Source organism: Bacillus sp. FSL K6-2819 (assembly GCF_038008305.1).
Lineage (GTDB): Bacteria > Bacillota > Bacilli > Bacillales > Bacillaceae > Bacillus > Bacillus amyloliquefaciens.
Genome location: NZ_JBBOYV010000001.1, coordinates 360761 through 377040 on the forward strand (window position 1 = coordinate 360761; position 16280 = coordinate 377040).

The window sequence follows — 16280 nt, forward strand, 5'->3', positions numbered from 1 at the left end:
GAGTTTGCAATGAAAACATGCCCGCGCTGTGAATCGAAAAAAGGAGAAACCGTCAGCCAATCGCCGGTCAAAGGCGCTTGGGAAATATACCAATGCCAAACCTGCTTTTTTACATGGAGATCCTGTGAACCGGAAAGCATCACGAATCCGGAAACATTCAACCCGGCATTTAAAATTGATCCGAAAGAAACGGAGACGGCCACTCAAGTTCCCGCTGTTCCGGAAAGAAAAGCGTAATGCTGACGGAGCATTTGCCGGAAGCCCTTTACACGCTTTTAGACGGGACGGAGCTTGAGAAAAAGCAGCACGATGCATTTGTACTGCAATCCGTGACAAAACAAGGCCGTCCGCACGCGGCCATGATCAGCGCCGGTGAGATTCTGGCCGTGAGCAGCACAAATCTCCGGATCGCCTTATGGAAAAACACGACGACTGTAAAAAGCCTGCTGCATTCGGGACAAGCTCTTTTCATCGCCTGGCACGGAGGAGCTGCCTATTACGTCACATTGGAATGTGAGGCGCTTCCGCCGCTGAAAGAGGCGAAATACGAGCGGGAACGGTTCAGCTGCCGCGTGATTTCCGTCAAGGAAGATCGGGCGAAATACGCTGATCTGACGTCCGGCCCGGCCATTCAGCTTCACGAGCCGGAAAGTGTCCTGAAGAGATGGAGCGAAACGCTTGAGGAGTTAAAACAATAAACGCACAAAAAAAGCCTGCGGACGCTTCCGCAGGCTTTTCTATTATTGTACGCCTTTCATCGCCCGTTTAATAACGGGAGAAAGAAGAACCAAAATAATACCGAGAATGATGGAAATAAGCCCGATTGAGCCGAAATAGGCCGCTTCAGAAATCTTATCAAACAAACCGACTACTTTTGCGTTCAGGGCTTGGCCGCAGGCGTTTGTTAAGAACCACATACTCATTGTCTGCGCTGAGAAAGCGGCAGGCGCAAGCTTCGTTGTGACAGATAAACCGACCGGTGAAAGGCAAAGCTCACCAAGCACAACCAAAAGGAAGCTGAGCACAAGCCAAAGCGGGCTCACAAGCTCGCCGCTTCCGCCCATAACCGGAAGCACCATGACTAAAAATGACAATCCGGCAAGGATAATGCCGATCGCGAATTTAATCGGTGTTGAAGGCTGGCGTTTGCCGAGCTTCATCCAGAACCAAGCGAACACCGGCGCGAAAATAACGATGAATAATGGGTTCAGAGACTGGAACCATGAAGACTCAAGATGCATTCCCGCAAAAGAAAGCCTCGTGCGCTGATCCGCATATAAAGCAAGAATCGTCGCACCCTGTTCCTGAATAGCCCAGAACATGGCCGCCGCAATAAACAGCGGAATATAAGCCGCAAGCCGTGATTTTTCCGTTCTTGTCGCTTTTTTGCTTGTGAACATCACGATAAAGTAGATAACCGGAATGACAATGCCGAGGACACTGACGACGTCAATTACACGCTGGATTGTCAGCCAGCCGGTTTGGATGAGAACGAAAATAACGGCGGCTGCGATGACCACTCCGATTCCCGTTCCGATCACTGATGATTTAGAAATCGGATTCGGTACATTGGAGCCTGCTTTGCCGAGGTATTTCTTTCTCGTAAGAGCGAAAACAATCAGTCCGAGGAACATACCGGCCGCGGCGCATCCGAAGCCTAAGTGGTAGTTGTACTTCTGTCCGAGTGTTCCGACAATTAGCGGCGCAACTAATCCGCCGAGGTTGATCCCCATGTAAAAGATACTGAAACCAGAGTCGCGGCGCTCGTCTTCCTTCGTATATAGATCTCCGACAACGCTGGATACGTTCGGTTTAAGCAGGCCGGTTCCGATAATGATCAGAGCCATGCTGAGAAAAAACGCCGCCGTGCTGCCAGGGAAGGCAAGAGCGATGTGGCCGAACATAATTAAAATTCCGCCGTAGAATACGGTGTTTGCCGTACCGAATACCCGGTCGGCCAGCCATCCGCCGATGACGCTCGACATGTATACGAGAGATCCGTATATGGACATGATGGCAACTGCGGTGCTTTTATCAAAGCCGAGACCGCCATGAGCGACTTCCGTGTATAAATAGTAAAGCAATATAGCTCTCATACCATAGTAGGAGAAACGCTCCCAAAATTCGGTGAAAAACAGTGTGAACAAGCCGCGGGGATGACCGAAAAAGCCTCGTTGCGGCACAGTTTCTGTTATAGCTTCCTTTTCAATAGATGCCACCTGAGCCAACCCTTTCTTAAAAAAGTGTATTACAAAAATCATATTCTTATATAATACTTGTGTCAATATAATTTATACTGAATTCAAAAAATTCCAGAATGAAAAGATATTATAACGAAGAATATAGACGTATTTTCCTAATTCCAATGACTTATTTTTGGTATATTATCTAACTAAACTATCTTTATAAACTTTTTTAATAAAATTTAAAGTATGTACAGGCGGAGCGGGATATGGCGGAATAAGATGGCAATAAGAGAGAAAGGAGGAGATCATCACTTGCCGAATCGTATATTGGATATAACGGATTGCGGCGTGGCGGCAGACGGGAAAACCGACGTGACAAGCGCCATCAACCAATGTTTGGCCAAAGCCGTCAGCGAGGGCTGTCATACGGTGTTTTTTCCGTCCGGAACGTATAAAATCAACGGCACGCTTGGCGGTGACAGCGGCCAGCCGTTTAGGAACGCCGGAATTAATGTGCCGAGCCATCTCTCCATCGTCATGGATCCGGAATGCACGATTAAAGTAACGCCGAACAGCTCCTGGGGCTACTCGGCTTTCTATATAGGCAGGCGGGAAAATGTCACCATCACCGGGGGCCGCATCATCGGGGATCGGGATGAACACAAGTATATCAATGTTCCTTTGCGGTCGACCCATGAATGGGGATTCGGAATCTGTATTGAAGGCAGCAGCAATGTACTGATCGAAGATGTGGAGATATCGGATTTTACGGGAGACGGCATTATTGTCAGTCCGCTCGGGTTAAAAACAAACAGTGATTACGAAACATCAGAACATATAACCATCCGCCGCTGCGATATCAGACAGTCAAGACGCAACAACATTTCAATCACCGGCTGCAACACCGTCACGGTGGAAGACTGCGTGATTGAAGACGCCGGGAAAGGAAATGGAACAGCCCCGAAATTCGGAATCGATATTGAATCGTACGGAGAAGGCGATGTTGATTATGAAGAGGCTCTTCATATTACGATCCGCAACAACTTCTTTTACGGAAACACCGCAAGCTCAGTCACCAACTTTAACGGATATAACGTGTTAATTGAAGGAAATCATTCCGACAATACAATCAGTTACGGGTACGGCGCGCATACCGTCATTTCAGGGAACGTCCTCTTTTGGTCAAACGGCGGCTCAAGAACCGGAATCGCCGGACAAGGTGTGTCACAAGGGCAGGACAGCAGCAATGCCGTCATTTCCAGCAATCTGATTACCGGTTTTTCCACCGGGATAGATGTAAGGGGGAAAAGCGTCCTCGTTACCCACAACAAAATCAATCAATTTGAAAATACGGGCATTTCCGTCTATCGGGCGGAAGATGTGACCGTTGACGGCAATGTCATTGAAAACGGGCGTTCCGAAACGGGACGAAGCGCGGGAATGCGGGCCACGCTTTCTGAAAACGCCGTCTTTATGAATAACACTTTGAATCAGGTAACAGACGGAATCAGCATATCAGCCGGCAATATCACCGTAAAACAGAATGTGCTGAAATCGTTCAGCCGGGGCATATGGGTCACAGGCGGAAATGCCCTCATTGAAGGAAATACGCTCATCCCTAATGCGTTTCAGGGCGCCGCAGAGTCCTATGCCGTATCTGTGACAAACGACGCCAAGGCTGTCATCAAAGGCAATCTCTTCAAAAGCTACAAAAACTATCCCATTTTCAGTTCGACATCCTCAGGAACCTCTGTCATCGGCAACCGCTTTGAATCATCACCGCTTATCGTTACCGTGTATCTGAACTCAGGAACGCATGAAGTCATAGACAATACCATCACGATCAACCGAACGGCGGGCAGCCCGATCGGCATCTATCTGAACGGAACCTCCAATTCCCTCGTTTCGGGGAATACCATCAACAACCTTTCCGCCGCTTCTGCTTCGGCTATCCAAACCAGTTCCTCCGCAAGCACGAAAATCATCGGCAACCGCATTATCAAAGGCATCATTGTAAAACACACTACAGATACGGAAATCGGAAATATCGTCATCTGATCATCATTACCGTCTGAACAATAAAAAGAACACATGAACTCCGAAAAAAGGAGCGATGTGTTCTTTTTTGACACAATACAGCTTTCAACAGCAGTGACGAAGTGCCGGGCGCTTGTCAGGCATCTTTTTTTCCTGTTTTATATAAAGCCAACATTTCTTTGATTAAAAAGAGGGCGAAGAAAAACAGCATCAGCCATTCTGAGAAGGTCATCAATTTAAAAGCGGACAGGTTGTTTTGAACCGCTCCATAGAGACTGAAACCTTGCAGCATATCCACCCCTACAGAAATCATCAGACAGGAAGTCAGTAAAAAAATGGAAATCCCCAATATTTTCATGCGGTATCACTCTCCCTTTTTATCCTTTTCAAATTTGCAAAACTTATACAGACTTTCCGCCGTGCATAATCTTTTGCCGTACAGGAAGAATATGAAAAAAACGAGGAAAGGTTTTTTGCGATATGCCGCCATTTTTTAAGCAGAAGAAACAAAAAAAAGCCGATCAAAACGACCGTGGCAATGAAGACAGAAAAGAACCGGAAAACAAATCAGACAAAGAGCGGGAGGAGCCGATCTCCCTCAGCTTAGAGAAAAATATGAAGAAGCTGTCTGCGAGGTTCGGCAACAGTGCTGATGTCGTTATCCGCCTGCTGAAAATCGGAAAGGAAGAGCTTCCGGCCGCGATTGTGTATATCGCCGGTTTGGTAGACGAACAGCTTGTCAGCCAATCTCTTCTGGAAGATTTAATCGATATTCCGTCCGTTCAGCCGGAACAAGCGGTCTGCCTGATATACGAAAAAACGCTTGCGATCGGCGGAGTAAAAGAGGAAGAGAAATGGAAAAGCCTTTTTGCCGGGCTGGTGGCGGGCAGCACGCTCATTTTTGTCGACGGGGCTGACAAGGCGCTGATCGCCAGTACGGAAGGAGGGGAACACCGGTCCATTCAAGAGCCGAGCACTCAGGTGTCCTTCCGCGGCCCGCGGCAGGGATTCACAGAATCTCTGCAAACCAATATTTCCATGATCCGCAGGTATGTAAAAACGCCTGATGTATGGGTTGAAAAAATGGAGATCGGACACGAGACGAATACGGACGTCGCGCTGATGTATATCAACGGAATTTGTGAAAAAAAGCTGATTAAGGAAGTCCGCAAGCGGCTGAAGCACATTGATATCGACAGCATTCTGGAATCCGGCTACATTGAGCAGCTTATAGAAGACGCGCCGTTTTCCGTGTTTCCCACTGTGTATCATACGGAACGTCCGGACGTTGTTGCGGGAAATCTGCTGGAAGGAAGATTTGCGATTATCGTGGATGGAACGCCGTTTGTTCTCCTCGCACCGGCCTTATTTATTCAATTTTTTCAATCAGTTGAGGATTATTATTCACGATTTGATATCGCTACAAGCATCAGGCTGCTTCGGGTTTTGATATTCTTCATTTCACTGGTGGCGCCGGGGATTTATGTGGCGGCGGCGACCTTTCATCAGGAAATGATTCCGACGCAGCTGCTGATTGTCATCGCCGCCCAGCGGGAGACGGTCCCGTTTCCGGCCGTCATTGAAGCGCTGACGATGGAAGTGGCCTTCGAGATTCTCAGGGAGGCGGGCGTCCGTCTTCCGAGAGTTGCGGGTTCCGCCGTTTCTATAGTTGGAGCGCTCGTCATCGGCCAGGCCGCCGTACAGGCCGGCATCGTTTCCCCGGCCATGGTTATCGTCGTCGCGCTGACGGCGATTGCCAGCTTTGCGACCCCGGCTTTTGACATGGCGATATCTGCGCGCCTGATCCGGTTTGTCTTTATTCTGTCGGCGGCGGTGACGGGATTTTACGGGCTGATTCTGGGCATTATCATGATGTTTGTTCATCTGTGCAGCCTGCGTTCATTCGGTTTTCCGTATATGTCCCCGCTCGCTCCTTTGTCCCCGGGCGGGCTGAAGGATTCCCTTCTCCGCGCTCCGCTGTGGGCGGATGAAAAAAGGCCGGGACTGCTCGTGCAGAAAAACAACAGGCGCCAAGGAGAACATCAAAGACCGAAACCGGAGACATCCAGAGGAATGGTTAATAAAGATATAGAAGAGGGCGACGGTAATGAAAAGACGTAAATGGATACTCCTCCTTTGTACGATGGTTTCCCTCATGTTTGTATCCGGGTGCTGGGATAAAAGAGAGCTGACCGATTTGGCGGTGATCTCCGCCATCGGTATTGACCGGACCGAATCGGGAAAATACGTCCTTCACTTTCAAATTATCAACCCGGGAAACGTGGCCGGCGGTCTGCAGGGCGGCGGAGCGGGAGACCGGCCTCCGGTTTCCGTCTATTCCGTGTCCGGAGACAATATGACGGAAGCTTTGAGAAAAGGCTCGATGAAGGTGTCCAGAAGGCTCTATTTTGCGCATACGAATCTTGTGGTGTTCAGTGAAAAGCTGGCGAAAGAGGAAGGGCTCAGTTTTATTCTGGACAATCTTGACCGCGACACCGAATTCAGGACGACCGCAACCGCGGTCATTGCGCATAATTGCAAGGCTGAAGACATTATTAAAGTGCTGACGCCGATTGATAAAATCCCTTCCAATAAAGTGAACAAGACGCTCAGCTTTACGCAGGAACAATACGGCAGAGTCATTAAAACAAGCCTTCAGGACGTTCTGATTGATCTCGCCTCTCCGACCGGGTCGCCGTTTATACCGGGTTATGAAATGCACGGAGACGATAAAGTCGGTCCTACGATGGAAAATACGCAGACGACTGAACCGAAAGCGCTGCTGTCAGCTGACGGATTGGCTGTGTTCAAAAAGGATGGGAGACTCGATTACTGGATCGAGGATGACGACAGTGTGGGCGCGGTATGGCTGCTGAACAAAATCAAGCATACGTTCATCAATGCGGATTGGAAGAACGTTAAGCATGCAATCAGTCTGCAGGTCACCCGCCAGAATACGAAGGTGACGGCCACTTTTCCGGGCGGGAAACCGCATATTCACGTTCATGCTGAGGTCGAAGGACTGGTGGACGCCGTCAGATACCCTTTCCATCTGTCTGATCCGAAAGTGCTGATGACCATGCAAAAGGCGCTCAGCGCGCAGCTTGACAAAGATATCACCAAATCTATTGAAGATATTAAGGCTCATAAGAATGATTTCATCGGCTTCGGAGACCTGATTTATCGGCAGCATCCGCATAAATGGAAAAAGTTAAAAGGGAAGTGGGATGAAGAAATCTTTCCTAATCTCCCCGTGGATGTAAAAACGGAAGTCATCATCAGAAGAACGGGCTTGCGGAATAATCCTCTTTCAGACGAGCTCCAGCATGATTGATTTGAGGAGAAAGGAGCAAAGCACATGGAAAATGCCAAAATCGGCACGCGTCAGCTGTTTATTATGATCATTTTGTTTGAATTGGGCAGTTCGTTATTGATCCCGCCGGGCACGATGGCCGGACGGGATGCATGGCTGTCCGTGCTTCTCGGGTGCGTTGTCGGTCTCGGACTTTTCTACGTTTATCAGGCGCTGTATCAGTATTTTCCTGAGTCTTCTCCGAGAGATTACATGAACGAACTGATCGGCAGGCATCTGAGCTGGGTGGTCTTTCTTCTCTATATTCTCTATTTTGCTTATATCGCCGCCCGTGTATTGAGGGATTTTGGCGAAATGCTTGTCACCTTCGCCTATCAGGACACACCGCTTGTCATTGTGAATGCCATGCTGATGATTGCTGCGATATTTGCGGTCAGAAAGGGAATTGAAGTCATAGCGAGAGCCGGCGAGCTGCTGTTTGGCATTATGTATTTCCTGACGGCCATCGGGCTGATCCTCCTTATCAGCTCCGGCACGATAAACCTCAGATTTCTCCAGCCTGTCTTAGCGGAAGGCATGGGGACAGTCATTTATTCCGTGTTTAAACAGACCATGTTCATCCCGTTCGGTGAATTAATCGTGTTTGTCATGATTTTCCCTTACTTAAAAGATCGGAAAAAAGTGAAGAAAAAAGGATTTCTGGCGATTATCATCAGCGGTCTGTTTTTGGCGATGTCGGTGGCGATTAATATTTGTGTGCTGGACGTCAACTTAATGCTCCGCTCTCAATTCCCGCTGCTGAGCACCATACAGACGATTAAAGTGGAAGAGTTTTTAGACCGGCTGGATGTCTTTTTTATGCTCGTGCTCGTCATCGGCGGTTTTTTCAAAGTCAGTCTTTTTACATATTCGGTTGTCGTGGGGGTCTCCACGCTGTTTAAAGAGAAAAATCCGTCCCAGCTGGCCTTGCCGGTCGGATTGGGAGTACTGATTCTCTCCATCAGCATCGCAAGCAATTTTTCGGAACACATGAATGAAGGCTTAAAAATTGTGCCGATCTATATTCATCTTCCGTTTCAAGTGCTGTTCCCCGTTTTGCTGCTTATCATTGCCGTGATCAAGAAAAAAGTCAAAGGGAGCGTCTATACAGTTTCGAAGAAATAACCCGGCCGATGCGCCGGGTTATTTTTAAAATCATGATTTTTGTCTGAATGCATTGACAAACTTGCCTGACAATTGTACATTTTGATTTATTCTTATAAATTTACTAGGAAATATAGGTTTAGTAGTGTTAATATTTTCCGAACGGTATTTCAGAATAGAAGGAGATACGTCATGACAAAGAAAAAAGAAATCAAACTCGGTGTGTTTCTCGCGGGCACCGGCCATCATGTCGCCTCTTGGAGACATCCTGAGGCTCCGGCGGACGCGAGCATGAATTTAGATTATTTCAAAGAACTGGCCAAAACAGCGGAGCGGGGGAAATTGGACATGCTGTTTTTAGCGGACAGTTTATCAATAGACAGCAAATCACATCCGAATGTGTTAACGCGTTTTGAGCCGTTTACGCTGCTGTCGGCGCTCGCTCAGGTCACATCCCGCATCGGTCTGACGGCGACCGCTTCCACTACATACAGTGAACCGTTCCACATCGCGAGACAAATTGCATCGCTTGATCATCTTTCCAACGGCCGCGCGGGCTGGAATGTCGTCACATCATCAATTGAATCAACCGCGCTTAATTTCAGCGGCGAAAAGCATCTTGAGCACCATCTCAGATATCAGCGCGCGGAAGAATTCGTTGAAGTCGTCAAAGGATTATGGGATTCGTGGGAGGAAGACGCCTTTATCCGCGACAAAGAATCAGGGACGTTTTTTGATAAAGACAAAATGCATGAATTGAATCATAAAGGAACATATTTTTCCGTAAGAGGGCCGTTAAATGCCGCCCGCACTCCGCAGGGCCGCCCCGTCATCATTCAGGCGGGATCATCAGGAGACGGAAAGGCGCTGGCCGCCAAAACGGCGGAGGTCATTTTTACCGCGCAAAACCATTTGGAATCTGCGCAGGAATTCTATCATTCTATTAAAGAACAAGCGGCTTCTTTCGGCCGTGATCCTGAAAAAATCGCGATCATGCCGGGGATTTTTCCCGTGATTGCCGATACTGAGGAAGAAGCGCAGGCAAAATATGAGGAGCTCCAAGACCTCATCATCCCGTCTGTCGGCCTGAACATTCTGCAAAACTATTTGGGCGGCGTCGACCTTTCCGCTTACCCGCTTGACGGCCCGCTGCCTGAATTGGATGCGGAAGCGTCAAATGCCGTGAAAAGCCGCTTCAAGCTCGTTCAAGAGATGGCCAAGCGCGATAACATGACCATCCGCGAGCTGTACAAATATGTGGCGGGTTCAAGAGGTCATCATATCTTTGTCGGAACGCCTGAACAGCTTGCCGATAAGATGGAAGAATGGGTCGACAAACAAGCTTGTGACGGCTTCAACATCATGCCGCCGCTTTTGCCTGAAGGTCTCACTCTTTTTGTAGATAAAGTGATTCCGATTTTACAAGAACGGGGCGTGTTCAGAAAAGAATATGAAGGAACGACGCTGAGAGAACATTTCGGACTGGAAAAACCGGCAAACCGATATGCCGGCTAAGGAGGGCTCATCATGTCAAGACAATACCGGCTCGCAACGGAAAGAGACGCTGATGAACTGCTTTCACTGACACTGCGGGCGTATGAACCGATCCGGAAGCTCGGCATAAACTTTGCCGCAGCAACGGCGGATAAAGAGCTCGTTTTGAATAACATCCAAAAAAACGCCTGTTACGTTTTGGAGGAAGACGGACGGATTCTGGCGACGATTTCCCTGCGGATGCCGTGGGGGCCGAATCCAGGGCCGTACGGTGTCCCTCATATTTGGTGGTTCGCCGTCGACCCTGACACCGGAAAAAAAGGGACGGGCTCAGAAATGCTGGAGTGGCTGGAGAACACGGTGCTTCGCGATACTTTAAAAGCCCCCTTCGTATCATTGGGTACAGCAGACAAGCATCCGTGGCTGATCGGCATGTACGAGCGGAAAGGCTACGTCCGTGCAGGCGAAAAGGATTTAGGAAAAGGACACATCACCATCTATTTAAAAAAACAATTGCAGAATTAACATATTCATAGAAAAAGGCGGGAGTTCAATGAAAAAGAAAACATGGGCTTTGCTGCTGTTTGCCGCGCTTTTGGCGGTCTTATCAGCATGCGGTAACGGAAAAGAAAGCGAAGACGGAGGTAACGTGCTGCATGTCGGCGCCACGGGACAAAGCTATCCGTTCGCATATAAAGAAAACGGCAAGCTGACCGGCTTTGACGTGGATGTCATGGAAGCCGTAGCGAAAAAAATCAACATGAAGCTGGACTGGAAGCTGCTTGAATTCAGCGGACTGATGGGCGAGCTCCAGACCGGCAAACTCGACACTATCTCAAACCAGGTCGCTGTCACGGGTGAACGCAAGAAAACGTATAACTTTACAGAACCGTATTCCTATGCGGGCACTCAAATTGTCGTCAAAAACGATAACAAAGACATCAAATCAGTCAATGATCTAAAAGGAAAAACAGTGGCGGCCGTTCTGGGCTCAAACCACGCGAAAAACCTTGAGAGCAAGGACCCGGATAAAAAAATCAACATTAAAACGTATGAAACACAAGAAGGTACGCTGAAAGACGTGGCTTACGGACGCGTTGACGCTTACGTAAACAGCCGCAGCCTCCTGATCGCCCAAATCAAAAAGACCGGTCTGCCTTTGAAATTGGCAGGAGACCCGATTGTCTATGAAAAAGTCGCTTTCCCGTTTGCGAAGGATGCGGCACACGATAAAATCCGCAAAAAAGTAAACAAAGCCATTGAAGAACTGCAGAAAGACGGCACGCTGAAAAAGCTGTCAGAAAAATACTTTAAAGAAGACATTACAACGGAAGAAAAGCATTAAGAAACGGCGGTGAAAATCGAGAATGAACAGCATTGATTGGGGATTTATGTTTTCAGCTTTTCCCGCGTTAATCGAAGCCTTGCCGATCACATTAGTAATGGCTGTCGCGGCCATGGTATTTGCCGTGATCGGAGGCCTTATATTAGCGCTTATCACGAAAAATCGTATTCCTGTGCTTCACCAGCTGTCAAAGGTGTATATTTCATTTTTCCGGGGCGTGCCGACGCTCGTTCAGCTTTTCCTAATTTATTACGGCCTGCCTCAGCTGTTCCCCGGAATGAGCAAGATGACGGCGTTAACTGCGGCGATTATCGGGTTAAGCCTGAAAAATGCCGCCTACCTGGCTGAAATTTTTCGCGCCGCGCTCAACTCAGTCGATGAGGGGCAGCTTGAAGCATGTCTTTCTGTCGGAATGACAAAATCCCAGGCGTACAGGCGGATCATTTTTCCGCAGGCCATCAGAAACGCGCTTCCCGCAACGGGAAATACGTTTATCGGCCTGTTAAAAGAAACATCGCTCGCCTTTACATTAGGAGTGATGGAGATGTTCGCCCAAGGGAAAATGTACGCATCAGGCAACCTCAAATATTTTGAGACGTATTTAGCCGTCGCAATCATGTATTGGATTCTTACGATTATTTACAGCGTGCTGCAGGATCTGCTCGAACGGGCGATCAGCAAGCCTTATCGCACATAGGAGGAGGCTCGGGATGATACAAGTCAGACACATTCGAAAAGCATTTAAAGACCTTACTGTTCTTGACGGGATCGATCTTGAGATCAAGAGCGGTGAAGTCACGGCCATCATCGGCCCGTCAGGCTCGGGAAAATCAACGCTCCTCCGCTGTCTGAATCTGCTGGAGCGCCCGGATGACGGCATCATTGAAATCGGTGATGCCAAGCTGAATGCAGCGTCCTATTCGCGCAAAGACGTACACAAGCTTCGCCAGCAGACGGCGATGGTGTTTCAGAATTACAACCTGTTTAAAAACAAAACCGCCCTGCAAAACGTGACAGAAGCGCTGATCACTGCGCAAAAGAAACCGAAAAAAGAAGCGGAACAGATCGGTATGGATCTGCTGCGGCAAGTCGGTTTAGAGCACAAAGCGGACAGCTACCCGATTACGATGTCAGGCGGACAGCAGCAGCGGATCGGGATTGCGCGCGCCCTGGCCGTTGATCCCCATGCGATTTTACTGGATGAACCGACTTCGGCCCTTGATCCGGAGCTTGTAGCCGGGGTGCTCCAAGTCATCAAATCAATTGCCGAAAAACAGACAACCATGGTCATCGTCACTCATGAGATGGCTTTTGCGCGTGAAGTTGCCGACCAGGTCATATTTATGGCGGACGGACGCATCATCGAGCAGGGAACGCCGGAAGAGCTGTTTGACAATCCGCAGAACGAACGGACGAAAAAATTCATTAAGCAAGTGGGAGAGCCTGCCGAACTTGTCTAAGAAGGGATGAAGAAAAAATGGCAAATGAAACGTATGAATCATTAAACAAACGTTTAATCAATATCCGCCGCGACCTTCATGAATACCCTGAGCTGTCAGGCGAGGAATACGAAACGACGGGTAAAATCCGCCGCTGGCTGGAGGAAGAAGGTATCTCGGTTCTTGATGTTCCGAAACTTCAAACCGGAGTGATCGCTGAAATCAAAGGCGACAAAAGCGGCCCCGTCATCGCTGTCAGAGCGGACATCGACGCATTGCCGATCGAAGAGAAAACAAACCTCCCGTTTGCTTCGCGAAACAGCGGCGTGATGCATGCCTGCGGTCATGATTTTCATACGGCATCTATTCTCGGCACGGCTTTCTTATTAAATGATAGAAAGCATGAGCTGAAAGGAACGGTCCGGTTTATTTTCCAGCCTGCCGAAGAAATCGCCGCCGGAGCGAGACAGGTCATTGAAGCCGGCGCCCTTGAGGGTGTATCGGCGATATTCGGCATGCATAACAAACCCGATCTCCCAGTCGGCACGGTCGGCCTGAAAGAAGGCCCGCTGATGGCGAGTGTCGACCGCTTTGAAATGACCGTTAAAGGAAAAGGCGGGCACGCCGGAATTCCCGACAACAGCATCGATCCGATTCAGGCGGCAGGGCAGATCATCGGCGGCCTGCAATCGGTTGTCAGCAGAAATATCAGCTCGCTCCATAATGCCGTCGTCAGCATCACCAGAGTTCAAGGCGGCAGTTCTTGGAATGTCATCCCGGATCGTGTTGAAATGGAAGGGACCGTCCGTACGTTTCAAAAAGAAGCGCGGGAAGCTGTTCCGAAACATATGAAGCGGGTTGCTGAAGGAATCGCCGCCGGATTCGGGGCAGAAGCTGAATTCCGCTGGTTTCCTTACCTCCCGTCAGTCATGAACGACGCCCGTTTCATACAGACGGCGGAACAAACGGCTGAAAGCCTCGGGCTTCAAACCGTTCGGGCAGAACAGTCTCCCGGCGGTGAGGACTTCGCCTTATATCAAGAAAAAATCCCCGGCTTCTTCGTTTGGATGGGAACAAACGGAACAGAAGAATGGCATCATCCAGCCTTCACACTCGACGAAAAAGCGCTTCCGGCCGCGGCTGAGTTTTTCGCCCGGCTTGCCGTCAATGTATTGGAGCAGACGGAATGAATACGGAAAATCTGACGGCCGGGCTTGCTCAGGCCGTCATGTCGTCTGTGCCGGAAACATCCGCCGAAGCGATGAAAGAAGCGCGCAAAGGGCTGCTTGATTTTACAGCGGCAGCCTTTGCGGGAAGACGGGATAAAGGCATTGAGAAACTGATAAAGCTGGCCGAAGAAGAAGGCGGAGCGCCGATAGCTCCGCTTATCGGCAGAAAACAAAAAACAACGCCGTCCCAATCCGCGCTGATTAACGGATTCATCGCCCATGCGCTTGATTTTGACGATGTCCATTCTGATGTAAGAGGGCACCCGAGCGCCGTCATCCTTCCGGCTCTGATTGCAGCCGCATCATCAGGCCGTATAGACAAGAGCCGTTTTCTCGGTGCTTACGTGACAGGAATCGAAGTGATGGCGCGGCTCGGTGAGTCATCGGGAAGATCTCATTACGAAAAAGGGTGGCACAATACGGGGACGTTAGGCGCGATTGCGGCCGCGTGCGCCGTCGGGTTTGCGGAGAACCTGAATCATCATCAGTTGCAGAAAGCGATCGGGTTTGCGGCCGCCCGTTCCGGAGGCATGCGTGTGCAATTCGGAACGGAAATGAAGCCGCTCCATGCCGGGCTGGCCGCTCAAGCCGGATTGTTCGCCGTCAAGCTTGCGCAGGCCGGTTTTGGCGGGTCAGCTCATGCGCTTGACGGGGAGAAAGGCTTTTTCGGGCTGTACGGCGATCTTGAACGGGCAGAAACTTTGCTTTTAAACGGATGGGGAAAACCTTGGCGGATCACGAGCCCGGGACTTTGGTTTAAGGTGTATCCGTTTTGCTCGGCTGCCCATCATGCGGCGGACGCCATTCTCAAGCTGAAGGCCGAGCACGGTCTCACCTTCAGCCAAACGGAACGGGTCGACGTAATTTATCCGCCTGGCGGGGACGCCGCATTGACAGAACGGCGTCCGAAAACCGGCGAAGCGGGACGGTTCAGTGTGGAATATGTGATCTCGTTAGCTTTGCACGGTAAAGATCTTTCAGCTGAACATTTCACATCCGAGCCGATTCCGGAATTCCTTCAAAAGGGGTTCGCGCGGATTCACCGCGGCTATGATGATCAAATTCAGCCGGCTGACAACGCCGTTCCGAAGGGCCGTTTTACAATTGTACGGGTTACGGCTGCCGGCAATCATGTGTATGAAGCGCGTATCGACTGTCCGAAGGGTGCGCCGGGAAACGGTCTTTCTGAAAAAGACATTGAAGACAAACTCAGGCTCGCTTTGCCAGGAGAAGAGAAAAGAGCGGCAGAGTTGATCAAAGCAGCCGGACAGCCGAATATTGAACGTTATTTACAGCTGATATAAATAAAAAAAGCGAGGGGATGCAGCCCTCGCTTTTTTTACGTTCACTTCTATTGAATAGGGGGATATAGGGTGCGCCCCTGTCTGCGCTGGCAGGGGCGCGGTTTCAGGAAACGGCTGTGCCGTTTTCTTTTACGGTGAAACTTCCTCTTGATAAGCGGATGTTGATATCCGAAACTTTGGAAATTTGTTCATCATGCGTGACCATGATGACGCATTTGCTGTCTTTATGCGCCAGATCCTGAAAGAGCCGGACGATTTCCTTTGACGTATCCTCGTCGAGGTTTCCCGTCGGCTCGTCCGCACAAATTAAATCCGTGTCACAGCAGAAAGCCCGCGCAATCGAAACCCGCTGCTGCTGTCCGCCGCTTAATGTCAGCACCCGCTGCCGGGCCTGCTGTTCCGTAATACCCACTCTTTCCAGCATGCTGAGCGCGAACGCATCTTTGTTTTTCTCTTTAGATCCGGTAATCTCCATCGCCGTTGTGATATTCTGGAGCGCTGTCATATACGGAATCAGATTATAAGATTGAAAGACGATAGAGACATATTGATTTCTGAATTTGGTCAGTCCGATTTTGGAGATATCTTCTCCGTTATAAAGGATGCTTCCCTCTTTAGGTGTGTCAAGACCGCCCGCCAGAGACAGAAACGTTGTTTTCCCCGTTCCGGAGGCGCCGACAATTGTATAAAACTTCCCTTTTTCAAAGCTGATCGTTATATCCTGAAACAGCGGCTGTGATTTGTCTTGGTACCAATAGCCGGTCTGTTGAAAGGTTAATAGGCTCATTAC

At 49.5% G+C, this 16280-nt stretch carries 16 protein-coding genes; 13 read left to right on the plus strand and 3 right to left on the minus strand.

What is annotated here, in order from left to right; all coding sequences use genetic code 11:
* Positions 1-9 precede the first annotated feature (9 nt).
* The gene (locus MHH91_RS01845) at positions 10-237 is read left to right on the plus strand and encodes a non-oxidative hydroxyarylic acid decarboxylases subunit D (RefSeq protein WP_014469737.1); all 228 of its coding nucleotides are present in this window, start codon (positions 10-12) and stop codon (positions 235-237) included.
* Complete coding sequence (locus MHH91_RS01850) at positions 237-698, plus strand: hypothetical protein (RefSeq protein ID WP_014469738.1); 462 nt, start codon at positions 237-239, stop codon at positions 696-698. Before MHH91_RS01845 ends, MHH91_RS01850 begins: the two co-directional genes overlap by 1 nt.
* Before the next feature lie 42 nt (positions 699-740).
* Here the strand turns inward: MHH91_RS01850 and MHH91_RS01855 are convergent, their stop codons facing one another.
* Positions 741-2219 (minus strand): peptide MFS transporter, encoded by a 1479-nt coding sequence (locus tag MHH91_RS01855; RefSeq protein ID WP_013350987.1) that lies wholly within the window; start codon positions 2217-2219, stop codon positions 741-743.
* Between the two features lie 279 nt (positions 2220-2498).
* Between MHH91_RS01855 and MHH91_RS01860 the strand changes: the two genes are divergently transcribed.
* The gene (locus MHH91_RS01860) at positions 2499-4244 is read left to right on the plus strand and encodes a right-handed parallel beta-helix repeat-containing protein (RefSeq protein WP_014469739.1); all 1746 of its coding nucleotides are present in this window, start codon (positions 2499-2501) and stop codon (positions 4242-4244) included.
* A gap of 115 nt (positions 4245-4359) precedes the next feature.
* Here MHH91_RS01860 and MHH91_RS01865 read toward each other — a convergent pair whose 3' ends face one another.
* Positions 4360-4581 (minus strand): hypothetical protein, encoded by a 222-nt coding sequence (locus MHH91_RS01865; protein WP_014469740.1) that lies wholly within the window; start codon positions 4579-4581, stop codon positions 4360-4362.
* A gap of 122 nt (positions 4582-4703) precedes the next feature.
* Here MHH91_RS01865 and gerKA point away from each other — a divergent pair, with 122 nt between their 5' ends.
* The 10 genes from gerKA to MHH91_RS01915 all read left to right on the plus strand — a co-directional run bounded on the left by gerKA (position 4704) and on the right by MHH91_RS01915 (position 15490).
* Complete coding sequence (gerKA, locus tag MHH91_RS01870) at positions 4704-6344, plus strand: spore germination protein GerKA (protein WP_340976761.1); 1641 nt, start codon at positions 4704-4706, stop codon at positions 6342-6344.
* Positions 6331-7557 (plus strand): Ger(x)C family spore germination protein, encoded by a 1227-nt coding sequence (locus tag MHH91_RS01875; RefSeq protein ID WP_041915527.1) that lies wholly within the window; start codon positions 6331-6333, stop codon positions 7555-7557. Before gerKA ends, MHH91_RS01875 begins: the two co-directional genes overlap by 14 nt.
* A 24-nt stretch (positions 7558-7581) precedes the next feature.
* Positions 7582-8700: a GerAB/ArcD/ProY family transporter gene (locus tag MHH91_RS01880; protein ID WP_014471430.1), complete on the plus strand. Its 1119-nt coding sequence runs from the start codon at positions 7582-7584 to the stop codon at positions 8698-8700.
* Between the two features lie 171 nt (positions 8701-8871).
* Complete coding sequence (locus MHH91_RS01885) at positions 8872-10194, plus strand: LLM class flavin-dependent oxidoreductase (RefSeq protein ID WP_014469744.1); 1323 nt, start codon at positions 8872-8874, stop codon at positions 10192-10194.
* Positions 10195-10206: 12 nt separating this feature from the next.
* Positions 10207-10698, plus strand: coding sequence for a GNAT family N-acetyltransferase (locus tag MHH91_RS01890; protein WP_013350994.1), 492 nt, complete (start codon positions 10207-10209; stop codon positions 10696-10698).
* 28 nt (positions 10699-10726) lie between these two features.
* The gene (locus tag MHH91_RS01895; protein WP_013350995.1) at positions 10727-11518 is read left to right on the plus strand and encodes an amino acid ABC transporter substrate-binding protein; all 792 of its coding nucleotides are present in this window, start codon (positions 10727-10729) and stop codon (positions 11516-11518) included.
* A 22-nt stretch (positions 11519-11540) separates the two neighbouring features.
* Positions 11541-12215 carry an amino acid ABC transporter permease gene (locus MHH91_RS01900; RefSeq protein ID WP_014469745.1) on the plus strand — a complete coding sequence of 225 codons (675 nt, stop codon included), beginning with the start codon at positions 11541-11543 and terminating at the stop codon, positions 12213-12215.
* 13 nt (positions 12216-12228) lie between these two features.
* Positions 12229-12978 carry an amino acid ABC transporter ATP-binding protein gene (locus MHH91_RS01905; protein WP_013350997.1) on the plus strand — a complete coding sequence of 250 codons (750 nt, stop codon included), beginning with the start codon at positions 12229-12231 and terminating at the stop codon, positions 12976-12978.
* Positions 12979-12995: 17 nt separating this feature from the next.
* Positions 12996-14147 (plus strand): M20 peptidase aminoacylase family protein, encoded by a 1152-nt coding sequence (locus MHH91_RS01910; protein ID WP_013350998.1) that lies wholly within the window; start codon positions 12996-12998, stop codon positions 14145-14147.
* On the plus strand, positions 14144-15490 hold the full coding sequence (locus tag MHH91_RS01915; protein ID WP_013350999.1) for an MmgE/PrpD family protein: 1347 nt from the start codon (positions 14144-14146) through the stop codon (positions 15488-15490). Before MHH91_RS01910 ends, MHH91_RS01915 begins: the two co-directional genes overlap by 4 nt.
* Positions 15491-15593: 103 nt before the next feature.
* Here the strand turns inward: MHH91_RS01915 and MHH91_RS01920 are convergent, their stop codons facing one another.
* Complete coding sequence (locus MHH91_RS01920) at positions 15594-16277, minus strand: ABC transporter ATP-binding protein (RefSeq protein WP_014469746.1); 684 nt, start codon at positions 16275-16277, stop codon at positions 15594-15596.
* Positions 16278-16280 lie beyond the last annotated feature (3 nt).